At 63.4% G+C, this 22,562-nt stretch carries 22 protein-coding genes, 3 tRNA genes and 1 pseudogene; 15 read left to right on the forward strand and 11 right to left on the reverse strand.

What is annotated here, in order from left to right:
• Nucleotides 1-45: 45 nt before the first annotated feature.
• The 3 genes from R3280_RS00395 (at nucleotide 46) to nadA (ending at nucleotide 1,556) form a co-directional block, all read left to right on the forward strand.
• Nucleotides 46-121 (forward strand) — tRNA-Lys (locus R3280_RS00395).
• 70 nt (nucleotides 122-191) lie between these two features.
• Nucleotides 192-267 (forward strand) — tRNA-Lys (locus R3280_RS00400).
• Between the two features lie 227 nt (nucleotides 268-494).
• Nucleotides 495-1,556, forward strand: coding sequence for a quinolinate synthase NadA (gene nadA / locus R3280_RS00405; protein WP_318996585.1), 1,062 nt, complete (start codon nucleotides 495-497; stop codon nucleotides 1,554-1,556).
• Nucleotides 1,557-1,613: 57 nt separating this feature from the next.
• Here nadA and R3280_RS00410 read toward each other — a convergent pair whose 3' ends face one another.
• Nucleotides 1,614-3,095 (reverse strand): M48 family metalloprotease, encoded by a 1,482-nt coding sequence (locus tag R3280_RS00410; RefSeq protein ID WP_318996586.1) that lies wholly within the window; start codon nucleotides 3,093-3,095, stop codon nucleotides 1,614-1,616.
• Nucleotides 3,096-3,241: 146 nt separating this feature from the next.
• Here R3280_RS00410 and R3280_RS00415 point away from each other — a divergent pair, with 146 nt between their 5' ends.
• A complete protein-coding gene (locus R3280_RS00415) occupies nucleotides 3,242-3,469 on the forward strand; it encodes a sulfurtransferase TusA family protein (RefSeq protein ID WP_318996587.1) in 228 nt (75 codons plus the stop codon).
• Nucleotides 3,470-3,499: 30 nt separating this feature from the next.
• The gene (locus tag R3280_RS00420; RefSeq protein WP_318996588.1) at nucleotides 3,500-4,576 is read left to right on the forward strand and encodes an AI-2E family transporter; all 1,077 of its coding nucleotides are present in this window, start codon (nucleotides 3,500-3,502) and stop codon (nucleotides 4,574-4,576) included.
• A 22-nt stretch (nucleotides 4,577-4,598) separates the two neighbouring features.
• On the opposite strand, the gene R3280_RS00425 is transcribed toward R3280_RS00420, so the two are convergent.
• Nucleotides 4,599-5,069, reverse strand: coding sequence for a peroxiredoxin (locus R3280_RS00425; RefSeq protein ID WP_318996589.1), 471 nt, complete (start codon nucleotides 5,067-5,069; stop codon nucleotides 4,599-4,601).
• Nucleotides 5,070-5,187: 118 nt separating this feature from the next.
• Between R3280_RS00425 and dapA the strand changes: the two genes are divergently transcribed.
• The 5 genes from dapA (at nucleotide 5,188) to R3280_RS00450 (ending at nucleotide 9,856) form a co-directional block, all read left to right on the forward strand.
• On the forward strand, nucleotides 5,188-6,063 hold the full coding sequence (gene dapA / locus R3280_RS00430) for a 4-hydroxy-tetrahydrodipicolinate synthase (protein WP_318996590.1): 876 nt from the start codon (nucleotides 5,188-5,190) through the stop codon (nucleotides 6,061-6,063).
• Nucleotides 6,064-6,104: 41 nt separating this feature from the next.
• Nucleotides 6,105-7,166, forward strand: coding sequence for an outer membrane protein assembly factor BamC (gene bamC, locus R3280_RS00435; protein ID WP_318996591.1), 1,062 nt, complete (start codon nucleotides 6,105-6,107; stop codon nucleotides 7,164-7,166).
• Between the two features lie 13 nt (nucleotides 7,167-7,179).
• Complete coding sequence (gene purC / locus R3280_RS00440) at nucleotides 7,180-7,893, forward strand: phosphoribosylaminoimidazolesuccinocarboxamide synthase (RefSeq protein ID WP_318996592.1); 714 nt, start codon at nucleotides 7,180-7,182, stop codon at nucleotides 7,891-7,893.
• 32 nt (nucleotides 7,894-7,925) lie between these two features.
• Nucleotides 7,926-8,672: a TIGR04219 family outer membrane beta-barrel protein gene (locus R3280_RS00445; RefSeq protein WP_413468721.1), complete on the forward strand. Its 747-nt coding sequence runs from the start codon at nucleotides 7,926-7,928 to the stop codon at nucleotides 8,670-8,672.
• A gap of 176 nt (nucleotides 8,673-8,848) precedes the next feature.
• On the forward strand, nucleotides 8,849-9,856 hold the full coding sequence (locus R3280_RS00450) for an NAD-dependent epimerase (RefSeq protein ID WP_318996593.1): 1,008 nt from the start codon (nucleotides 8,849-8,851) through the stop codon (nucleotides 9,854-9,856).
• A 50-nt stretch (nucleotides 9,857-9,906) separates the two neighbouring features.
• On the opposite strand, the gene R3280_RS00455 is transcribed toward R3280_RS00450, so the two are convergent.
• The 3 genes from R3280_RS00455 to R3280_RS00465 form a co-directional block, all read right to left on the reverse strand.
• Nucleotides 9,907-10,629, reverse strand: a complete 723-nt coding sequence (locus tag R3280_RS00455; RefSeq protein ID WP_318996594.1) for an FAD-dependent oxidoreductase — start codon at nucleotides 10,627-10,629, stop codon at nucleotides 9,907-9,909.
• A 137-nt stretch (nucleotides 10,630-10,766) separates the two neighbouring features.
• Nucleotides 10,767-11,504 (reverse strand): sterol desaturase family protein, encoded by a 738-nt coding sequence (locus R3280_RS00460; protein ID WP_318996595.1) that lies wholly within the window; start codon nucleotides 11,502-11,504, stop codon nucleotides 10,767-10,769.
• A gap of 61 nt (nucleotides 11,505-11,565) precedes the next feature.
• A complete protein-coding gene (locus R3280_RS00465) occupies nucleotides 11,566-11,727 on the reverse strand; it encodes a PEP-CTERM sorting domain-containing protein (protein WP_318996596.1) in 162 nt (53 codons plus the stop codon).
• Between the two features lie 308 nt (nucleotides 11,728-12,035).
• Between R3280_RS00465 and ggt the strand changes: the two genes are divergently transcribed.
• Nucleotides 12,036-13,655, forward strand: coding sequence for a gamma-glutamyltransferase (ggt, locus tag R3280_RS00470; protein ID WP_318996597.1), 1,620 nt, complete (start codon nucleotides 12,036-12,038; stop codon nucleotides 13,653-13,655).
• Between the two features lie 83 nt (nucleotides 13,656-13,738).
• Here the strand turns inward: ggt and R3280_RS00475 are convergent.
• From R3280_RS00475 to R3280_RS00500, 6 genes are all read right to left on the reverse strand, one after another.
• Nucleotides 13,739-13,815: transfer RNA gene (locus tag R3280_RS00475), tRNA-Val, on the reverse strand.
• A 72-nt stretch (nucleotides 13,816-13,887) separates the two neighbouring features.
• Nucleotides 13,888-14,832, reverse strand: coding sequence for a DMT family transporter (locus R3280_RS00480; RefSeq protein WP_318996613.1), 945 nt, complete (start codon nucleotides 14,830-14,832; stop codon nucleotides 13,888-13,890).
• 193 nt (nucleotides 14,833-15,025) lie between these two features.
• Nucleotides 15,026-16,099 carry a hypothetical protein gene (locus R3280_RS00485; RefSeq protein ID WP_318996598.1) on the reverse strand — a complete coding sequence of 358 codons (1,074 nt, stop codon included), beginning with the start codon at nucleotides 16,097-16,099 and terminating at the stop codon, nucleotides 15,026-15,028.
• 75 nt (nucleotides 16,100-16,174) lie between these two features.
• The gene (locus tag R3280_RS00490; RefSeq protein ID WP_318996599.1) at nucleotides 16,175-17,236 is read right to left on the reverse strand and encodes a hypothetical protein; all 1,062 of its coding nucleotides are present in this window, start codon (nucleotides 17,234-17,236) and stop codon (nucleotides 16,175-16,177) included.
• Between the two features lie 157 nt (nucleotides 17,237-17,393).
• The gene (locus R3280_RS00495) at nucleotides 17,394-18,035 is read right to left on the reverse strand and encodes a YceI family protein (protein ID WP_318996600.1); all 642 of its coding nucleotides are present in this window, start codon (nucleotides 18,033-18,035) and stop codon (nucleotides 17,394-17,396) included.
• A gap of 20 nt (nucleotides 18,036-18,055) precedes the next feature.
• On the reverse strand, nucleotides 18,056-18,841 hold the full coding sequence (locus R3280_RS00500; protein ID WP_318996601.1) for a CDP-alcohol phosphatidyltransferase family protein: 786 nt from the start codon (nucleotides 18,839-18,841) through the stop codon (nucleotides 18,056-18,058).
• A 146-nt stretch (nucleotides 18,842-18,987) separates the two neighbouring features.
• Between R3280_RS00500 and R3280_RS00505 the strand changes: the two genes are divergently transcribed.
• From R3280_RS00505 to R3280_RS00520, 4 genes and pseudogenes are all read left to right on the forward strand, one after another.
• Entirely contained in the window at nucleotides 18,988-20,025 is a 1,038-nt protein-coding gene (locus tag R3280_RS00505; RefSeq protein ID WP_318996602.1) for a zinc-binding alcohol dehydrogenase, read from the forward strand.
• 31 nt (nucleotides 20,026-20,056) lie between these two features.
• Nucleotides 20,057-20,455, forward strand: coding sequence for a 6-carboxytetrahydropterin synthase (locus tag R3280_RS00510; protein ID WP_318996603.1), 399 nt, complete (start codon nucleotides 20,057-20,059; stop codon nucleotides 20,453-20,455).
• Nucleotides 20,442-22,361, forward strand: coding sequence for a glycosyltransferase (locus R3280_RS00515; protein WP_318996604.1), 1,920 nt, complete (start codon nucleotides 20,442-20,444; stop codon nucleotides 22,359-22,361). Before R3280_RS00510 ends, R3280_RS00515 begins: the two co-directional genes overlap by 14 nt.
• Nucleotides 22,358-22,562: pseudogene (locus tag R3280_RS00520) on the forward strand (lysylphosphatidylglycerol synthase domain-containing protein); the annotation flags it as partial. The gene R3280_RS00515 and the pseudogene R3280_RS00520, both read left to right, overlap by 4 nt.

A 22,562-nucleotide genomic window follows, 5' to 3' on the forward strand; every position in this document is an offset into this window, starting at 1 on the left:
AGGGTTGAACGGCGCCCAAAAATCCGTATTATGTGCGCCTCGTTTGGGTCGTTAGCTCAGTTGGTAGAGCAGTTGGCTTTTAACCAATTGGTCGATGGTTCGAATCCATCACGACCCACCAAATTTGCCCGCGCGCACAAGCTGTCCAGTGACAGAGTGCATCGGGCCCGCAGGATGCGAAACCCGTTTAAGGGTCGTTAGCTCAGTTGGTAGAGCAGTTGGCTTTTAACCAATTGGTCGATGGTTCGAATCCATCACGACCCACCAAATCGGGTGGCAGGTTACGGTAAGTCCCGATGCCTGCCGCCCCCAAAAGAGCCTTCGGGCTCTTTTTTTTTGGCCATGACCCCCTACATTAGGAACAGGCTGATCTATCACACTTCCGTGACAGAACAATGTAGTGGCCCCAGCAATGATATAATGTCGTCGTCAGATGTGACTTCGGTTTCCCGGAAACCGGAGCGCCGTCACCGGCAACCGTGAGAACAGACTGAATGACCCGAGCAGAAGACCGTATTCTGGTGCAGGAGCATCTTGCCCATGCAGCCGAACCCAAGCCGCTGAGCCCCGAGCGCAAGGCCGACCTGGAGCGTCGTATCCGTAAGGCCCTGAAAGATCAGGACGCGGTTCTGGTGGCGCATTACTACACCGACCCGGACATCCAGCGTCTGGCGGAGGAGACCGGTGGCTGTGTGGCGGACTCCCTGGAGATGGCCAGGTTCGGAAACCAGCACCAGGCCTCCACGGTGGTGGTGGCCGGGGTCAAGTTCATGGGGGAAACCGCCAAGATCCTGAATCCAGAGAAGCGGGTGCTCATGCCCACCCTGGAGGCCACCTGCTCGCTGGACATCGGCTGCCCGGCGGACGAATTCGCCGCCTTCTGTGACCAGCATCCGGACCGCACCGTGGTGGTCTACGCCAACACGTCCGCCGCGGTGAAGGCCCGTGCTGACTGGGTGGTGACCTCTTCCTGCGCCTCGGCCATCGTGGAGTCCCTGGATTCCCGCGGTGAGAAGATCCTGTGGGCACCGGACAAGCACCTGGGCAGCTACATACAGAAGTCCACCGGTGCCGACATGCTGCTGTGGGATGGCTCCTGCATCGTCCACGAGGAGTTCAAGTCCCGTGGTCTGGAAGACCTGAAGGCGCTCTATCCGGACGCCGCCATCCTGGTGCACCCGGAATCACCGGAGGCGGTGGTGCAGATGGCGGATGTGGTGGGTTCCACCTCCCAGCTGATCCACGCCGTGCAGTCGATGCCCAACGAGCAGTTCATCGTGGCAACGGACAACGGCATCTTCTACAAGATGCAGCAGCTGGCTCCCAACAAGACCCTGATCGAGGCGCCCACCGCCGGCAATGGCGCTACCTGCCGCAGCTGTGCCCACTGTCCGTGGATGGCGATGAACGGTCTGGAAAATCTTCTGCAGGTACTGGAGCAGGGCAGCCAGGAAATCCATATTGATCCAGGTCTGCGGGAGCGTGCCCTCAAGCCCCTTCGCCGCATGCTGGACTTCACCGCCAACATGAACCTCAAGGCCGCGGGCAACGCCTGATCGGGGCGCCTGGCTGGGGTCAGATGAACGCCTTCATCTGACCCCATGTTCACCGGTTCAGCGCCGACTCTGCGCAATGGCCTCGGAAACCTGCGACAGGCGTTCGGTGATAATCTGCCGCACCGGCGCATCCGGCGCCACCCGTTCCTGGGCCTGCCGCAGCTGGCGCTCTGCCGCCTCCAGGTCTCCCATCAGAATGTCGTACTCGGCCCGGGCCCGATGCACGCCGACGATGTTTCGGGCCTGGCCCTCGGCCTCGGCCAGCCGCAGCCAGTAATCCTCACGGTTCGGGTATTCCCGGGCCAGCCCCCGCAGCAGGTCCGCCGCCCGTGGAGCATTGCCGACTTCCAGCTCGGCCCTGGCCAGCATGGAGCTGATGGGCCGGTTGCCAGGGTTGCGGGACAGCGCCTCGCGGAGCAGATCCACCGCCGCCTGGGCCTGATCCTGTGCAATCAGGCTCTCCGCCAGGGTGACCTGGTAGGTGATCCGGCGCCCCTGGCCGGCGAGCAGTTCCCGCAGTAGCTGCTCCGCCCGGGCGGCCTGGTCGTCCGCCAGATAGGCCACTGCCAGGCCATACTTGGCGGCATCCACCCGCGCAGCCGCCTCGCTGGACTCACGGTAGTCCTCGAAGGCGCTTACCGCATCGGCCGGGGTACGGGCGTAGTGGACCTGCAGCCGGGCGCGCACCAGGTGGTACTCCAGGGCGTCGTTGTAGTCGGCTTCCGGGTACTGTTCGGCGCGGCTGCGGGAGTCTGAGACCCGGCTCTGGGTCAGCGGGTGGGTGGACAGGTACTCCGGCACCTGATTTCCCTGCAGCCGGTTCTGCCGCATCATGATCTCGAACATCTCGGGCATGCCCCTGGGGTCCATGCCCGACTCCGCCAGGATCTCGAGGCCCACCCTGTCCGCTTCCTGTTCGTTGGAACGGCTGTATTGCAGCATGTTCTGGACCGCCATGGCCTGGGTGCCGGCGATGGTGGCAATACCCACATCCGACTTGGTCACCGCCGACAGGATGATGCCGGCGATCATGCCGGCGATGGTCAGGGGCGCGCTGGCTTCCTGCTGTTCCATGCGGCGGGCGAAATGGCGCTGGCTGAGGTGGGCCAGTTCGTGGGCAATTACCGAGGCGAACTGCTGTTCGGTTTCTGCGTTCAGGAACAGCCCGCCGTTGACCCCAATGATGTTGCCCGGCACCGCGAAGGCGTTGATGGCGGGACTGTCGATCACCACGGTGGTTACCTGGCGGTCCTGCATCGGTGCCGCGGGTATCAGCCGGTAAACAATGTTCTCCAGGTACTCGTTGACCAGCGGGTCTTCCACCTGGTCCGCGGAGCGGCGCAGCGACTGCATCACCTGCTGGCCGATCTGCTGTTCCATCTGCACCGAGATCAGACCACCGCCGACGCCGCCGAAGGTGGGCAGTTCGGTGTCCTGGGCAAGGGCCGGGAGGGGCAGGGTGAGGGTGGCAAGGAGTGCCAGTCTTGGCGCCAGCAGGCCGGGGCGGTGAAGATCGCGAAATGCACGAACGAGAGTCATAGGTTGCCTGATATACTTGCCAAGAGTCGCTGAGGTACTGGCCGGGACGGTGTTCAAGGGTATGCTCATTACGTTTTTACACGGTCCCCGCGGATCGGCATAATGCGGTGCTTACTCACCACTGCTGAAGGTTGCCGGGCGCCATTATGCCAGATATTACCCTGGATACCTCGGGGCTGCGTTGTCCCATGCCCCTGCTCAAAACCAAGCTGGAACTGAACGCCATGGAGCCCGGCCAGGAACTGGAGGTGATCGCCACCGATCCCGGCTCGGCAAGGGATATTCCGTCGTTCATAAAGCTAACATCTCACGAACTGGTAAGCACGTCGGAAGCAGACGGCTGCTACCGGTTTCTCATAAGACGCGGACAGTGACGGAAGGTTCCTGATCCACCGGAGAGATAAATGGTTCGAATTTTACGGGGCCTGGCCTACAAATACTTTTCCGATGACGAAGCCGTCATCCTGTTTCTGCTGCTGGTGCTGGGCACCCTGGGGATTGTCTTCTTCGGGCAGATGCTGGCGCCGGTGATCGCCTCTGTGATCATCGCGTTCATCCTGCAGGGCCTGGTGACCAAGCTCAATCAACTGGGAATACCGGAGATGGTCTCCATCATGGGGGTGTTCCTGGTGTTCCTCGGCACCCTGATCGGATTCCTGTTCGGCCTGCTGCCGCTGATCTGGGGCCAGGTGGCTGCGCTGGCGGGAGAAACTCCCCGCATCTTCAAGGAAACCCAGACCTACCTGGAGCTCCTGCCAGAACAGTATCCAAATCTGGTGTCCATCGAGCAGATCAACCTGCTGTTCCAGCAGATTACTTCCGAGGCGGCCCACCTGACCCAGTGGATCGTGTCCTTCTCGCTGGCCAGCATTCCGGATCTGATGGCGCTGCTGATCTACATGGTGTTGCTGCCGATCCTGGTGTTCTTCTTCCTCAAGGACCGGGAAGTCCTGCTCGGTTCCCTGTCGCGAATGCTGCCGAGCCAGCGGCCGATGATGCTGCGGATCTGGCACGAAGTGAACCAGCAGTGTGCCAACTACGTCCGGGGCAAGGCGGTGGAAATCCTGATCGTGGGGGGCGCCACCTACATTTCCTTCAAGCTGCTGGGCGTGCCCTATGCGGCCCTGCTGTCCCTGCTGGTGGGGCTGAGCGTGGTGATTCCCTACATCGGCGCCGCCGTGGTCACCGTGCCGGTGGCCATGATCTCGCTGTTTGCCTTTGGCTGGGGCAGTCACTTTATCTGGGTGATGGTTGTCTACGGCATTATCCAGGCCCTGGATGGCAACGTACTGGTGCCCATCCTGTTTTCCGAGGTCAACAACCTGCATCCGGTGGTGATCATTATCGCGGTGCTATTCTTCGGCGGTATCTGGGGGCTGTGGGGCGTGTTCTTCGCCATCCCCCTGGCCACCATGCTCAAGGCGGTGTTCTCGGCCTGGCCGGTGAAGGGCCAGGCCATGGAGCCCCTGGAGGAGCAATAGGGCCGGCTGCCGGACGCTGGCCCTAGAGCGCCCGCACGGCCTCCAGTACCTCGTCGGCGTGGCCCTTTACCTTGACGCCGCGCCATTCCCGGCGCAGCACGCCGTCCCGGTCGATCAGGAAGGTACTGCGGTCCACTCCCATGTATTCCTTGCCGTAGAGTTTCTTCAGCTTGATCACATCAAACTGGCGGCACAGGGCTTCGTCCTTGTCCGAGATCAGGTGAAACGGGAAGTCGTACTTGCTGCGGAAATTCTCGTGGGCCTTGAGACCGTCCCGGGAAACGCCGAGGATGACCGTATCAAGGGCGTCGAAGGCCTGGTAGCGGTCGCGGAAGTCCTGGCCCTCGGTGGTGCAGCCTGGGGTGTTGTCCTTGGGATAGAAATAGAGGACAAGGTGCTTGCGGCCCTTGAAGTCGGCCAGCGACAGGGTCTGGTCGCCGGTGGCCTGGGCGCTGAAGTCCGCGACCGGCTGGTTCAGTTCAACAACTGCCATGGTGTTCTCCGTGGTGGTGAGGAAAGAGGCGGGCAGGCCCGGGTTAATTATTCGGGGTCTCCCTTGTGTCAGTTCACAGCCAACATTACCATTGGCCTTTTATTTGCGCGGAGTCTCTATGATTACTGGTAGCCTCGTCGCACTGGTGACGCCCATGCATCCGGATGGCGAAGTCCATTGGGAACATCTGGACGCGCTGGTGGACTTCCATCTTGATAACGGCACCCACGGTATCGTGGCAGTGGGAACCACCGGTGAGTCTTCCACTCTGGACCCGGACGAGCACCTGGACGTGGTGGGCCATATCATAAAGCGCGTAAACGGCCGCATTCCGGTGATCGCCGGTACCGGCGGCAACTCCACCCGGGAGGCCATCGAACTGACCTCCGAGGCCCACAAGCGCGGGGCCGATGCCTGCCTGCTGGTGGTGCCCTATTACAACAAGCCCACCCAGGAAGGCCTGTACCGCCACTTCAAGACCATCGCCGAGGCGGTGCCGGTGGACCAGATTCTCTACAACGTGCCGGGGCGAACCGCCTGTGACATGCTCAACGAGACCGTCGAACGCCTGGCGGACATCCCGAATATTATCGGGATCAAGGACGCCACCGGCAACATTCCCCGTGGCACCGAGTTGATCCGTGCCGTCGAGGGCCGCCTGCTGGTGTACTCCGGTGACGACGCCACCGCCGCTGACCTGATCCTGGCCGGTGGCAAGGGCAATGTCTCGGTCACCGCCAATGTTGCGCCCAAAGGCATGGCCGCCCTCTGCGAGGCCGCCATTGCCGGCAATCGTGACGAGGTAGAGCGCATCAACGAGCGTCTGATGCCGCTGCACCGCAAGCTGTTCCTGGAGGCCAACCCGATCCCGGTGAAATGGGCCCTGCAGCGCATGGGCATGATCACCGAGGGCATCCGCCTGCCGCTCACGCCGCTCCATGAGAAGTTCCATGGCGAAGTGGAAGACGCCCTCAAAGCCGCGGGTGTGCTCTGAATTATCTCAACTCATTGAATCTGTCTCCGCGGAGTAACCGGATGGATCTGCTTTACAGGAAGCTCCTTGCGGGCGTCGTCAGTTGTGTCTGGCTGCTGGCCGCCAGTGGCTGCAGCCTGATTGATGACCGCACCGAGAACTACGTCAACGCCCCCGCCGGCGATCCCCTCAAGACGCCGGACGGCGAGCCCCTGCCGCGGGCCCGTGAAGCCTACCCGATCCGAAACCTGGATGGCGCCACCTCCGGTGGCCTGATGCCCTCCGATATACCGCGCCCGCCGGACATGACCTCCGAGATCCTGGAGGAAAACTACCTGGTGGAAAACCTGGGCGACCAGACCTGGGTGCTGGTGAACGAAGTGCCCGGCCGGGTCTGGCCGTCGGTATCGGCGTTCATGAACGAGCGGGGCCTGGGTGTCGCTTACGAGAGTACCCAGTTGGGCATCCTCCAGAGCGAGGTGGCCAACTACAGCCAGCGGGCCCGGCAATTGCTCGAGATGCCGGAGTCCGGCGAGGCCGAGGCCAGCACCGTGGTGCAGGCCCGGGTGGCGCCCGGAATACGGCGCAAGACCACCGAGGTGCAGTTTCGCGTCCGCCGTCTCGATCAGGCGCCGGATCAGTTGCTGACCTGGCCCAGCCAGTCGGATGCGCCGGAACTGGAGCGCAAGCTGCTGGAATCCCTGGCGGTGTTCCTCAAGGAGCGGGAGGACAACAAGTCCTACTCCAGAGCCGCCCTGCGCATGAGTAATGCGCCCAAGGTGCGCCTGCAGTCCGGTGGCGAACAGGCCGCCGGCATCGAAATGACCGTGCCCTACGACCGGGCCTGGGCCGAAGTGCGCCGGGCACTGGATGAGGCCCGCATTCCGGTGGTGGACCTGGACCGCAGCGAAGGCCGTTTCTATGTGGACTTCCGCACCGAGGACGAGCGTGAGCCCGGCTGGTTCAGCTGGTTCACCGACGCCCCCGAGCCCATCTACAGCTTCCACGTCCGGCTGGAGGAGACCAACGAGGGTGTCTTCGTGACCACCGGCAAGGCTCCGGATTACCAGGGCGCGGACCGCTCTCAGCGGTTGCTTTCCGAACTCTTTGAATACCTTTACTGACGGGTGACCCCGAATGGAAAAACGCGATCAGCTTTACGCCGGCAAAGCCAAATCTGTCTACCGTACCGATGATCCGGAGCGGTTCGTGCTCCTGTTCCGGGACGACACCTCGGCCTTCGATGGCGAGAAGAAAGAGCAGCTCAACCGCAAGGGCATGGTGAACAACCGTTTCAACGCTTTCATCATGGAGAAGCTGGAGGCCGCCGGCGTTCCGACGCATTTCGAGGGGCTGCTGTCGCCGGTGGAGTCACTGGTCAAGAAGCTGGATATGATTCCGGTTGAATGCGTGATACGAAACATTGCCGCCGGCAGTCTGTGCCGGCGCCTGGGTGTGGAAGAGGGCAGAGCCCTGACACCGCCGACCTTTGAGCTGTTCCTCAAGAACGACGCCCTGCACGACCCGATGGTCAACGAATCCCTGGCAATCAGCTTTGGCTGGGCCAGCGAGGACGAGCTGGCGCAGATGAAGGCCCTGACCTACCGTGTCAATGAGGTGCTCAAGTCACTGTTTGAGGACGCCGGCATGCTGCTGGTGGACTATAAACTGGAGTTTGGCCGCGCCAATGGCGGCATAGTACTGGGCGACGAGTTCAGCCCGGACGGTTGCCGCATCTGGGACAAGGCAACCCGCAAGAAGATGGACAAGGACCGTTTCAGGCAGGGCCTCGGCGAAGTCATCGAGGCCTATGAGGAAGTCGGTAAGCGTCTCGGTATCGAGTTCGACTGAGCGCGGATCCACCAACCATCTGAAGGTGATTCATGAACAGAAAAACACTGGTCACGGCGATGACCGCAGCCCTCGTAAGCCCTTTCCTGGCCGGTCAGGCCGCCGCCGATGTGGTGGGCCTGGGAGCCAGCGTCAGCTACTGGGATTCTGATCTCAGCGGTACCGCCGCCACCAACGGCAGCACGGTGGACGTGGAGAACGACCTGAACCTGGACAGCGACAGCAATGCCAACCTGAATGCCTACATTGAGCACCCGGTACCGTTGCTGCCCAACGTTCGGTTGAACTACACCAAGATCGAGCAAAGCGGCCGGGGTGAGCTGGGTCTGGACGGCTTCGATTTCATTCCCGGCAACGTGGAAGTGCAGTCGGACCTGGATCTGGACCAGCTGGATATTACCCTCTACTACGAGTTGCTGGATAACTGGGTCAACCTGGACGCCGGTATCACCGCCCGCGACCTGGATGGCGAGCTGCTGGTGCAGGAAGTCGGCGGAACCGCCGCCAGCCGCACCGAGATCGACGCCATCGTGCCCATGGGCTACCTGGCGGCGCGGTTCGACCTGCCCCTGACCGGCGTCTCCGTGGGTGCCGAAGGCAACGCCATCAGCTACGACGGCGACTCCATCTACGACCTTAACGCCTATGGCCAGTTCGAGGTTACCGTGGTCACACTGCGTGCCGGCTACCGGGAAATGTCGATCGATTACGAAGACGGCAACGACAAGCTGGACGTGGAAATCGGCGGCCCGTTCATCAGTGCCGGCGTGACCTTCTGATCAAAGCCGATGTCTGTCAAAAGAGCGCCCTGGTGGCGCTCTTTTTTTTGCCCTGGTGCCGTGGCCCGGGCCGCCGATTGTCTCGATGCCGCGTCAGAGAGGGTGCGCCCGACACCGGGCTTTGGGTAAACTAGGGCGTCTTTTTTGCCATGCTGTCGCAGCTCAGGGAGAGTGTCTTGAAAATTCTGGTCACCGGCACCGCCGGCTTTATCGGTTCCCACCTTGCCCATCGCCTGCTGGATCGGGGCGACCAGGTCATCGGCGTCGACAACGTCAACGATTACTACGACGTTTCACTGAAGGAAGCGCGGCTGGCCCGCCTGACCCCCAAGGCCGGTTTCACCGAAGTTCGCCAGGACGTGGCGGACAGGGAGGCCATGGAGGCTGTGTTCCGTGAGCACCGGCCCGAGCGGGTGGTGCACCTGGCGGCCCAGGCCGGCGTGCGGTATTCCCTGGAGAATCCCCACGCCTACGTGGACGCCAACATGGTGGGCTTCATGAACATTCTGGAGGGGTGCCGCCACAACGATGTCAGGCACTTGGTCTACGCCTCCAGCAGCTCGGTGTACGGCGCCAACGAGGCCATGCCCTTTTCGGTGCACGACAACGTCGACCACCCCCTGAGTCTCTACGCGGCCTCCAAGAAGGCCAACGAGCTCATGGCCCACACCTACAGCCACCTGTACAACCTGCCCACCACCGGCCTGAGGTTCTTCACCGTCTACGGCCCCTGGGGCCGGCCGGACATGGCGCTGTTTATCTTCACCAAAAAGATTCTGGCCGGTGAGCCCATCGATGTGTTCAACCACGGTCACCATCGGCGGGACTTCACCTACATCGACGACATTGTGGAGGGTGTGGTGCGCACCCTGGATCACGTCGCCACCGGCAACGATCAGTGGTCCGGCATGCAACCTGACCCGGGCACCAGCAAGGCGCCTTACCGGCTCTACAACATCGGCAGCAACAACCCGGTGGAGCTGTCCCGGTTCATCGAGATCATCGAGGAGCGGGTGGGACGCAAGGCCCGGAAGAACCTGTTGCCGCTGCAGCCCGGTGACGTACCCGCCACCTACGCCAATGTGGACGCCCTGATCGAGGACGTGGGCTACAAGCCAAACACACCGGTGGAGCAGGGCATCGCCAATTTCGTGGACTGGTACCGGGACTTCTACAAAGTCTGAGGGGAGGCGAGAAAGTGTGCGGCTCCGGGGACCGGAGCCGCTGAGACGGGTCAGTAGCCGGGGAATTCCTCCGTCCGGATGTTGTCCTCATCCACGCCTGCGTCGGTCAGCACCTTGAACAGGCCTTCCACCATGTCCGGCGGTCCGTCCAGGTAGTAGATGGGCTTGGTGAGGTCGTCCAGATACTTCTCCAGCATGGCCTTGTCGACATGGCCGGTTTCGCCGTGCCAGGACTGGTCGGACTTGTCCATCTGGGTCATGGTGGGAACGAAGGTGTAATCCGGGTTGTTGTCCCGTGACTGATCCAGCTCCTCCAGGAAGGCGGCATCTTCGGGTCGGTGGTTGGAGTAGAACACCACCAGCTTGTGACCCACTTTGTCTTTCAGGGCCTGCAACAGAATGCTGCGGACCGCCGTCACTCCGATACCGCCGGTGAGAAACACGGCCGGGGTGCTCTCGTCGTTGTGCAGTTTGAATGAGCCACCGGGGCCGTCCAGCAGAATCTCATCCCCCGGCTTCAGCTTCTCCAGCGAGCGCTTGTAGGCGCTGTCCCGCATGCGGGTGCCACACATCAGTGTGTTCTCATAGGGTGCGGAGGCGATGGTGAAGGTGCGGGAGTTGCCCTCCGAATCCGTTTCCGGCGGATCGATCAGTTTCCATTCCGCGGTCTGTCCGGCCTTGAACTGAAAGCCCTCCGGTTTCTCGAAGTGGAACGCCATGGTGTCTACAGCCACTTCCTCTTTGCTTTGCAGCTTGATTCTGTGTTCTGCCATTAGGTACCTCACCTGTTTTCTTGGGTGAATGTGGTCACTTAATAATCAGTGGGGCCGCCGGGGTCGGATCCAAACCTTAAACCCGTACGGGTTTTTGATAGCGGTGAAAGTCAGCGGCTATCAGGGATCTGGTCCAATCAGCGGAGGGGTTGCCTGAGCAGGGCGCCAAGACGCTGATCGTCTACCGCACGAAATTCGGCCAGGCCAATATTCACGGGGCCGGTGAGAGGTCGGGGCGCGGTAAAGGTGCCGAACAGCCGGTCCCAGATGGTCAGAACCTCGCCGTAGTTGGAATCGGTCAGGGGCTGGTGTGGGGAATGGTGGATCTCGTGGACATCCGGGGTGACCAGCAACGCCTGGAGGAGGCGGCTTGTGCGGCTTTCCAGCCGGATGTTGGCGTGGGCCACCAGCTGCACCAGTCGGGCAAACACCAGATAGGGTGCCACCTGCAGGGGGCTGAAACCGAAACCGGCCATCAGGGCATAGATGATCACCAGGTTGGCCACCACTTCGCCGGGGTGGTGGCGAAAGCTGGTGGTGAAGTCCAGGTCCAGATCACAGTGGTGAACACGGTGGAGACGCCACATCAGGCCGAAGGCATGGTAGCCTCGGTGCAACCAGTAGAGAAATAGGTCCATAAGCACAAAGGCCAGCAGGGCCCCCCATAGGCCGGGCAGCAGGGCGGCCTCGGGGGTAGGAAGAAGGAGCGCGATCCAGACCGGAGAAGCCAGCACCACCGCCTCATTGATGAAACCGAGGCTGACATTGGTCAGCCAGCGGTCTTGGCGGCTTTCGCCGAGCTGGTTTCTGGCAAAGCAGTATTCGGCGGCAATGATCAGCGGAATACAGATCAGATAGAGCGACTGGGCGGTCATGGTGCTAGGTCCAGCGAACCCGGAAAGTCAGCGTCCCTGCTGTCAGCCTTCCTGAATCGGCTTACTTCCGGAACTTTTTGGCGAGAAACAGAGCAGTCAGGCCGGCGGCGAACAGACCAAGCATGCCCGGTTCAGGGACGGATACCGGCGGCTGAGCAATGGTGCCGGCAAATGCACCGGTAGAGATAATTGATACCATAAACCCTGTGATCAGATGTTTCATGGTGGATCCTCCAGACGATGGATTCCCCGGGAAATCAGCATAATTCGAGCCAGGAGTATTTTATGACGCCGAATCAGGCCACTGGGACGAGGCGCCTGGATCAAGGTGTAAAAAAAGCTGTCACATGCAGGTTCCTGTTCTCCAATTTCCTGAGAGCGCAACGCCGATCCACCTTTCATATCCGTGTGCCAGGCCAGAAGGCTTTCAAAAACCTCTGCTTGCTGATCGCCATGGCGACCCTGGTGGCCTGTAGCGGTACCCCGGACGCCGCAGGTGTTCCTGCCCCCAGTCAGAGGCCGGAGGAGCAGATGGCCGAGCGTTTCATGGTCACTGCCGCAAACCCCCACGCCGTCGAGGCCGGGGTTGGGGTGCTCAGAAATGGCGGCAATGCCATGGATGCGGCGGTGGCGGTGCAGATGGCACTGACTTTCGTCGAACCGCCGGAAACGGGCATCGGCGGTGGTGGCTTCCTGCTTTACAGGGATGCAGCGAGTGGCCGGATAACACTTTACGACGGTCGGGAGGTGGCACCTGCAGCGGCAAAACCGGACCGCTTCATGCTCTGGCACTGGCGGATGCCACTGTACCTGGCCGTACCTTCCGGTCTCTCCGTGGGTGTGCCGGGCCTGGTCGCCATGCTGCATGACGCCCACCAGGAGCACGGTACCAGGCCCTGGGCGGAGCTGTTCGAGCCCGCCATCGAGTTGGCACGGGACGGCATCGCCATGCCCGATCGCCTCCAGCGCCAGATTGACGATGATTTTTCGCTGCGCCTTCTCAGCGACACCGACGATTACTTTGTCAGGCAGTGGCGGGAGGAGCCTCCGCGCCTGCAGAATCCGGAGCTGGCACGAGTGTTGGGCCAGGTGGCGGAACAGGGGCCGGATGCGTTCTACAAAGGTGACATCGGCGAATCCGTTGTCGAGGCCGCTCGCGGCCGTTGGCTGCTGGGCAGCGACATCACCATGGCCGACCTGCGGGAATACAGCCCGCAGCGGCGGGAACCGGTGTGTGGCCGTTATCGGGAATGGACCCTGTGCGGCGCCTCGCCGCCTTCCTCGGGTGGTATCGCCGTCCTGCAGATTCTCGGCATGCTGGAGCAACACGATCTGGCCGCCCTGACGCCGGGCAGTGCCGAGGCGATTCACCTGATAGCGGAAGCCAGCCGCCTGGCATTCGCCGACCGTTTTCAGTATGTCGGCGACCCGGCATTCGTGGATGTGCCTTCACAACCCCTGGTTTCGGAGCCCTACCTGGCCGCCCGGGGCGCGCTGATAGACCCCACCCGCGCCATGGCAGAGGTGCATCCCGGGGAGCCGGGTGGTCCGGTTTTCCTGGAGGACGAACCGGTGCCGGTCGAAAAGGAAACCACCGGCACCTCCCATTTCAATATTGTCGATCAGCAGGGCAATATCGTCGCTATGACAAGCTCCATCGAATCCCCATTCGGCAGCAGAATCATGGTCAGAGGCTTCCTGCTGAACAACCAGCTGACCGACTTTACCTTTAAGCCGCGGTATGACGGCGAACGGGTGGCCAATGCGGTGGCGCCGGGTAAGCGACCGCGCAGTTCCATGTCGCCCCTCATCGTGATGGATGCCGACGGGGAGGTTCAGCTCATACTCGGGTCCCGGGGCGGCAGCCGCATTATCGGCTACGTGGTGAAAGCGCTGGTGGGGGTGCTTGACTGGAACATGACGGTACAGCAGGCCATAAGCCAGCCCAACTTCCTGCACCGGGGTAAGGGCTATAGCCTGGAGCTGGAGGCCGGAACCCCGGCGGCAGAACAAGCTGGCCGGCTCAGGGCCATGGGTCACGAGGTGGACGTGATCACTCTTGAGAGCGGGCTCCACGGTATCCAGCGCACACGCGCGGGATGGCAGGGTGGGGCTGATCCCAGGATGGATGGCATAGCATTGGGGGATTAATGAAGGGCTCGAGTTGGACCGGCGCGGTTCAAATCACTGTCTTTTGACCCATAAAAAAAGCTCCCGATGGGAGCTCTTTTTATTGGTAGGACCAGGCGGATTTGAACCGCCGACCTCTGCCATGTCAAGGCAGCGCTCTAACCAACTGAGCTATGGTCCTATCTCGACGGGGAGGAAATATACGGATACCGGTCCGGTTGGTCAACCTCTTTGTGGCTTTTCGAGGACATTTTCAGCGGCTTCTCAGCCAGCCCCGGACGGCCCGGCTGAGGGCGGCCCAGCGGTTGATCAGGAGCGCTGCGAAGATCAGCGCGCAGCCACCAAGCTGGGAGGCGCTCATGGTTTCGCCGAACCAGCCGGCAGCGAAAAGCGCGACCCAGACCGGTTCCAGCACCATGATCACCACGCCATGGCTGTGGGCAGACAGGCTCTGGGCATAGGTCTGCACGAAAAAGCGGGCGGCGGTGCCGATCAGGGCACTGGCCAGCACCCACCAGGCCAGGATGGCCGGGAAATCGCTGAAGGTGACCGACCAGGCCGGCTCCAGCAGCAGTGACAGCACGCTGGCAAACAGGCCCACGGTGATCAGGGTGATGGCGGTCAGCACCAGCGCGGGCACACGCTCGCGGTGGACGGTCTGGCCGCCGGCGCCGGTTTCAATCCGCGTATTGGCGGCGCGGGTGTTGAGGATGAAGAAGAGCGCGAAGATACAGGCCGCCGCCACAAAGTACAGCTTGCCGGCCTCCATGCGAAATCCATGCTGGAGTGACAGCAGCGCCAGACCGGCGACGGCCACCGGAATGGCCAGCCAGGTGCTGGCGGGTTGGGGCTCGCCAAAGCCGATGCGGGCAATCACCGGCACAATCACTACCCCCAGGCTGGTGAGAAAGGCGCCTTCGCCCACGTGGGAGGCATGGAACAGACCCATGATCCAGCAGCTCATGGCCACGCCAAACACCAGCCCCACCTGCACACTGCGCTTGAGGTGGTCCCGGGTCAGCCGTTGCAAGTAGCGATGGGCGGCAAGTGCCAGGATACCGCCCGCCAGCAGGAATCGCAGCGCCATGAACAGCAGTGGCGGCATCAGCAGCACCGCCTCTTTGGAGAACATCCAGCTGATGGCCGCCAGCAGCGTCACCACCACCAGCAACAGGTCGGATTTGTGGGCATTGGACAGGGGCATTGGGCGGCTATTCCTGAATCGGCTGCTATCGGAATACCAAAGCAAATCGGCAATTCCGCAAAACGGAATCGGATTCTAACATGGGTAGCAAGCGAATTAAGAGCGTACTAGTACCGAGGGAGAGCGCAGAAGCGCGGGGTGCGTAAAGGCCAAAGCCGGGCCCATCCATGGGCCCTTTGAGTCATCCTCAGTTGTTGAGGGTGTTGTACACCAGGCTGGACATGTCGGTCTGATCGGAGCCCGGCACTTCGATGTAGCGGTCACCGGAACCCCACCACTGCCACCAGGCCCGCCGATTGTAGGTGCGGCTGGCAAAGTCCACCCGGAATCCATTCAGGGTGGTGTTGTTGACCACGGGCACTGAAATATTGCCGGTTTCCGAGCCCAGCACGCCGCTGTGGGACACGCCTTCGTTCATCAGCACCGGGTAGTGGTTGTAGTAGAGGCCGTCGGGGCCGTCCTGGCTGCTGTACTTGCCCGCCAGACTGAGATTGGAGATGCAGGAGTCCACACCCTCGGCAGTGGTGGCACCGCAGGCGGAATGGGTGGGCACAACGCCATCATCGGTGCCGGCGATAAACGGCTTGGTCACACCGCCGTAGGAAGAGCCCCCGGCCACCAGACGGATGCGGGGGATGCTGTTGGGGCTGACCGCCAGGTTGCGGGCGGCGTTGGTCTGCAAATCATTGACCACGCCCAGCTTGCCCGGCTCCGGGTCGATGCCGGTGAACAGCTCCACTGCGGCCTTGACTGGCGCAAGGTACCAGCTGTCGTTATAGGCCACGCTCACCGCCAGGTCGGCCAGTTCGGTGCCGCCGCCGGCTCCGGAGAAGTCCAGGGCGGTCAGTATCTTCAGCGGCTGCAGGCCATCCGCGCGCAGCCAGCGGGCCTGGTTCTCGAGGATGTAGCGGGTCACCAGGTCGCCGGTAGAGTGGGACACCAGCACGCAGAAATTGTTGCAAAGACCCTGCTGGCTGATGCTGCGGATCTGATTGTAGGCCTGCTGGGCAATGCTGCCTTCGATGCGGCCATTGCTGGGCCAGTCGATGCGGGCTTCGGACCGGGACAGCCAGAAGGTGCGCCAGTAATCGGCACCGGCGGCCTTGACCTCCTGCAGGTTGGCCGGTGGGTTGGACAGGTCCTCCTGCTGGAAACCGTGCACAAGGATCACATTGTGACCGGCCAGCTGGGCGCTGGCGCCGGTCGCGAGCAGCCCGGCGGCGAGACCGGCGGACAGGGCGACTTTCGTTATGGGCTTCATCGTTGCTTCGTCTCCGTACTTGGATTGTTGTTATGGCGTACTGCTACGTTGCATCGGCGACGCTAACCGTCGCCATCAGAACCCGGCCGTCATCTGCCTGAGCAGGGCGGCGCGCTGTTCCGATTCGGGGTCCCGGGCCGGCACATCCTCAAGGGCGTCCAGGTCCGGTGGGGTGAAGCTGAACCCGTCCTCCGGGCCGTAGGCATGGTCGGTGCGGTCACCGGGCCTGGCCGGCAATCGCCGGATCTGGAGGCCCTTAATGGTGAGGGTATCGGCGCCGGCGCTGGGTGCCAGCACAGAGCCGTGGGCCCGCAATTCAATCTCGTCGCCGGTGCCGTCCAGGGCCTGTTCGCCGGTGAGCTGCGCCACCGGCTGGCCGTCGGCATAGAGCTGGGCGCTGAGGCTGTAGAAGCCGAATTCCCGGGCATCGAAAGCCACCGGTATCACCAGGTCGTTGTTGCTCACCCGGGGATCACCGATGCCTTCGAATTTGCCAAGGTCCGGCTCTACGGTAAGGGTGGACACATGCCGCAGCGGCTGGCTGTCCACCGAGGCTTCCACCACCAGGCGGTATTCACCGGGCGTCACGTCGCTGTCGAGACTGCCCTGGTAGAAGCCATCGTCCTGCCGTTCCAGGGTGGTTGCGGCTACCTGTGTGCGGTCGGAGGTGGCTTCCAGGATGACGTCCATGGTGCGGGCGACCACCTCCGGGCCACTCAGGCTGGCCATCACCAGGATGTCCTCGCCGCGGGTGAAGCGGAATTTCTCCAGGGTCACGCTGAACTGGCCACCGCCGGCCAGCGGCAGTTTGACCGGATGGTAGACGTTGCCCCGATAGGCCTCGGCCTGGGCTTTTGTGAGGGGTGTGGAATAGGGTGGGTAGCGGGTGGTCTGCTGATACTGATCCGCCACCTGGGCCAGCAGGTAGACCACGGGGTCATCCGGCGGTGGCTGTTTTTCGGGAGTCGCAGCCTGGGGTGTCGCCGGTGCAGAGGATGAAGCCGTCGCCACCATCGGTGCCGGCCCCGGTGGCAGGCTCACGGCCTGCCAGGGCGGGTTGTCGGCGGCGATCAGGTATCCCAGGCCAGCCGCACTGCCGACCAGTGCGGTGACGATCAAAGCACCTCGAAAAGCCATGGTCATTCCCGTTGTCGGTCCGGCCATTGTCTGACAATGACTCAGTATTGTTCTTGTCTAAAAAACATACATGGCCGACAACGGGAGGGGCAACGGCTTTGCCCCGTTTGTATCGATTTGTTACCAGCCTGTGATGCAGGTCACAGTGCTGGCGGTGTCAGGACCCAAAGAAGCCTTCGGACTCGCGAATGGCCTCGAACTCGAAGCGCAGCCGGACCTCGTCACCCACCAGCAGCGGGTCCAGGGCGTAGGTCATGCCCCATTCGCTGCGTTTGATGATGGTTTCGGCAGACAGGCCAAGGGTGTATTCCTCGTGGGTGATGGGATACTCCGCGGCCTTGTTGAGGGTGACGTCCAGGGTGACCGGCCGGGTCTTGCCCAGCAGGGTGAGGTCGCCGGTCAGCTTGCCGGTGTTGTCGCCGGTTTTCTCGAAGCCGGTGACTTCGAACACCACGGTTTCGTACTCGCTGGTGTGCAGGAAGTCGGATTTGCGCAGGTGCTCGTCACGCTTCTCGTGATTGGTGAACACGCTGTCGCTCTGCACGGTCACTTTGCCGGAGGGCACGGTGCCTGCCTCGGCGTCGTACTCGAACGAGCCTTCCGATTCCAGAAACAGGCCGATCACGCTGGCGTAACCGAGGTGGTTGACCTCGAACATCAGGCTGAAGTGGTCAGGGTCGATGGTGTACTTGCGTACCTCCGCCTGCGCCGGCAGGGCCAGCGCCAGCAGCAGGCTGACCACGCCTGCCAGGGCCACGCCGAGACGGGGGTTTGCGGACGGCATCGGGAAGATTTTCATGGCGGTCTCCTTGTAAGCAATCAGGACCGGGGCGGCCCGGATTCGAATGAGGCGCCGGCGTCACCCATTGGCAACCGGGGCCGGTGTTGCCGTAGCAACCAGAGCGTATCGACGGCAAAGGACCAGGTCAAAAGCACCAGGGCCAGAGCCAGCGTCCAGGTGGCAAAGGCGGCGCCGGTCACCGGCAGCACCGCCACCAGCAGTGTCACACCTTGCCAGACACACACGGTTTTGCGGCGGAAGCTATCCGGCAGCGGCGCCTGCAAGAATGGCCAGGCCAGGCCGGCGAGGATAAACCCATATCGCATCAGGCCCAGGGCCACCACCCAGGCGCCGGCTTTATCCAGGGCCATGACCGCGCCACACAGCACCAGCAGGTAGAAGGCATCCAGCTCCATGTCGAACCGGGCGCCAAAGGCGGTACTGGTGCCGGTGCGCCTTGCCACGGCGCCGTCCACGCCGTCCAGCAGCAGCACGGCCAGCGCGGCCAGGGCAAAGGGCCAGACCAGCTCGGCCAGGGCATCGGGAAACGGCAGCAGGCTGGCCATCCATAACACCAGCACCGAGCGCATGAGGGTTATGGTATTGGCTGCGCCAAACTGTGACAGCGCGGGTGTCATTCGCCAGCCCCAGAGCAGCAGGCCCGCCAGCCCGGCAAAGAGCGCCAGTGCCAACAAGAGCGCCAGTGATGGCAGTGGGGCTACCAGCCGGGTGGCCAGCACCAGGCCAAGCAGAACCGCCAGGGCGGCGGCCAGGGCCCCAAAGGGGTTGTTTCTTGAGCTGCCATCGGCATGGCTGGAATCCATAAGGGCACCGGAACGTATTTGGTTGTGTCAGTATATCCCCAGGCTCTGGTGCGGCCCATCGACTGAATGATACGCCGGGGCGGCGGCCCTGGATGGCTTCACCCCGAGTCAGGACACCCCGAAACGGAATGACCAGGAGGCTTCTTTTGACCCAGCGATTTGACCAGCGCGATTCGGCAGAGGTTCCCCGGGCCTTCTGGGTGACCGCGCCAGCGACCGGAGAGATTCGTCCGGCGGAACTGGCCGAGCCCGGCGACGATCAGCCATGGGTGGAGGTGGAAACCCTCTACACAGGTGTCAGCCGGGGCACCGAAAGCCTGGTCTACCTGGGCAAGATTCCGGCCAGTGAATACCAGCGCATGCGGGCGCCTTTCCAGATGGGGGAGTTTCCGTTTCCGGTCTGCTACGGCTATGCCAACGTCGGAAGGGTGATTCGCGGCCCTGAGCATCTGTGTGGGCGGGAGGTGTTTACCCTGTTTCCCCACCAGACCCGGTTCCGGGTTCCGGCCGGCGCTGTGCATCCCTTACCGGCTGGTGTCACCGCCGGCCGTGCTGTGCTGGCCGCCAATATGGAGACCGCCGTCAACGGCCTCTGGGATGCCTCCCCCCGGGTCGGTGACCGGATTGCCGTCATCGGCTGCGGGGTGGTTGGCACCCTGGTGGCCTACCTGGCCAGCCGCATACCCGGCACGCAGGTCACCGCCATCGACACCGACGCTGGCCGTCTGCCGCTGCTGGACAGTCTGGGCGTGCGTTTTGTCACCCGGTGTCACGACAAGGATTTCGATCTGGTGATCCACGTCTCCGGTCACCCTGACGGTCTGCGCACCGCCATGGATCTGGCAGGGCGGGAAGCGCGCATCGTCGAGATGAGCTGGTACGGCGACCAGGAAGTGACCCTGCCGCTGGGCGGTGCTTTTCACGCCCGCCGGCTCAAACTCTGCTCCAGCCAGGTGGGCACCGTGAGCCCGGCCCAGGCCCCCCGCTGGGATTATGGCCGGCGCCTCCAGCTGGCGTTGTCACTGCTGGCGGACCCTGCGCTGGACGGCCTGATCAGCGGCGAGAGTCCTTTCGATGACCTGCCCCGGGCGATGGCGCGGCTGAGCCAGGCCGGCAGCGGCGAGCTTTGTCACCGAATCATCTATCCGGCCGCCACCGGCGCCACTGGCCCGGAATCCAACTGAACCCACCATACAACTAGAGAAGGGAAACTGAATGTACAGCCTCACCGTCCGCGACCACTTCATGATCGCCCACAGCTTCCGTGGCGAGATCTTCGGCCCGGCCCAGGGCCTCCATGGCGCCACCTATGTGGTGGATGTGAGCTTCGAGCGTGAGGAGCTGGATCAGGACGACCTGATCGTCGATATCGGCCTGGCCAGCGAGGTGCTCAAGCGGACCCTGGCACCCCTCAATATGAAGAACCTGGACGATCTGCCCGAGTTCAAGGGCCGCAACACCACCACCGAATTCATGGCCCGGGTCATCTTCGACCGACTGGCCGAGGCCATCGGCAAGGGCGACCTGGGCAAGACCGGCCAGGGCCTGTGTGCGATCAAGGTCACCCTGAGCGAATCCCACATTGCCTGGGCCAGTTACCGTGGCAAGCTCTGACGGACCCGAAGACCGATCGCCCTGGGTGTTCCTGGTGCCCGGCGATCCGGGCCAGCGCACCGGCGGCTATGGCTATGTCCGGGAGATCGTGAGCAGGCTGGAACAGCTTGGCCAGCCGGTTCGATTGCAGGGTCTGGCGGGCCGTTTCCCGGAGCCCGATGAGACCGCCCTGGCGGCCATGGACCAGGCCCTCTCGGAGCTTCCGCTCGGTAGCCTGGTGGTGCTGGATGGGCTGGCCATGGGTGGTCAGCCCGCCACCCTGGCCAGGCACCGCCAGCGCCTGGATCTGATGGCACTGGTGCACCATCCGCTGGCGGACGAGGCCGGCCTGGAGCCTGCGCAGCAGGTCCGGCTGTTCCGTCTGGAAGCCGATGCCCTGGCACAGGTGGCGGGCGTTATCACCACCAGCGCCACCACTGCCGCGGGCCTTGGCCGATACCATGTCCCTGACCAGGCCATTCGCGTGGTGCCGCCGGGGGTACACCGGGCCCACATGACCCCGGTGCGGGACATCCCGGCCGGCGAGCCGGTACGGATTCTCTGTGTGGCCACCCTGTCCGAGCGCAAGGCCCAGCACCACCTGGTGGCTGCCCTGGCCGAGCTGGCCCACCATTCCTGGCAATGCGTGCTGGCGGGTTCCGACCAGCGTCAGCCGGAATACAGCAAGCGGCTGTGGGAACGCATCGCCCGGGCCGGCCTGAACGGTCGGGTGGTCCTGACCGGCGAGCTGGGCGAAGCGGCCCTGGCCGAGTACTGGCAATGGGCCGATCTGATGGTGCTGCCGTCCCTGTACGAGGGCTATGGCATGGTGATCGACGAGGCCCTGAGCCGGGGCCTGCCGGTCATCACCACGGACGGCGGGGCCCTGGCGGAAACTGGCCGACGCCCCGGTATCCGGCAGTACCCAGCGGGACAGGTGAGCGAGCTGCGCCGACTGCTGGCGGATTTCATGGCCGACCCTGGCCTGCGCCGGCAATTGGCTCGCGACGCCCGCCAATCAGCCGCCCGGCTGACGTCCTGGTCCGAGGCCGCCTCGGCTTTCCGCAGCGCGGTTGCTGAACTGCTGGCGCAAAAGCCCAGCCGTTCCAGCCAGTTCGAGGGTGACTGGCTGAGCCTGCGGGAGCCGGCGGATCACGCCGCCCGCGACCCCGGCCTGGCGCGGGACGCGGCTCACTGGTTGGCGCAGCGCGCCGAAAGGCCGCCCCAAGTGGTAGACCTGGGCTGCGGTAGCGGCTCCAACCTGCGCTATCTGGCAAAGGTGCTCCCGGTTGACGTCCACTGGCTGCTGGTGGATCAGGACGCCGCACTGCTGGCCCGTGCCCGGGAATCCCTGCCGCCGGGCACCAACGTTGACTTCCTGCAGTGCCGGCTGACCGCCAACACCCTGGCCAGGGCACTGCCGCCGGAACCGGCCCTGGTGACCGCCTCGGCACTGCTGGATCTGGTCACCAAACCCTGGCTGGCGGCACTGGCGAGTTATCTCACCGGCGCCCGTGCCGCTGCGCTGATGGTACTGACCTATGCCGGGGAGTTCGGTTTCGAGCCCGCCGATCCGGACGACGCCTGGATCCGGGATCTCATCAACGCCCACCAGCAGGGTGACAAGGGCGAGGGTGCCGCTCTGGGTCCGGCTGCCAACGACCAGCTGGCGGCCCTGCTGCGGGAGCGGGGCTATCGGGTCCGGCTGGCGGAGAGCCCCTGGCGTCTGGCGCCCACGGACCAAGCCCTGCAAACGGCCCTGCTGGCCGGCTGGCGGGAGGCGGCACTGGAGCAGGCCCCGGATCAGGGTGAGCGGGTCCGGGCCTGGGCCGGCCGCCGCCAGGCGCTCATTGATCGGGGCCAGTCAGTGATCACCGTCAGCCACGCGGACCTGCTGGCGCTGCCAGCCACCGCAGGGGCCCCATGAAATCCGCAGGGCTTGGCCAGACGATGCTGCGCTGGAGCCTGAGTGCCGGTCTGCTGGCCCTGGTGTGGTGGTGGATCGACCCGGAAGCCCTGTGGCCGCTGCTGCGTTCGGTCAGCCCGGCCTGGGTGGCGCTGGCGCTGGTGATCACGGTGGCGCAGGTGGTGCTCTCGGCCTGGCGCTGGCGCTACACCAGCGCACGGC

Source organism: Marinobacter sp. (assembly GCF_033722195.1).
In the GTDB taxonomy this organism is placed as follows: domain Bacteria; phylum Pseudomonadota; class Gammaproteobacteria; order Pseudomonadales; family Oleiphilaceae; genus Marinobacter.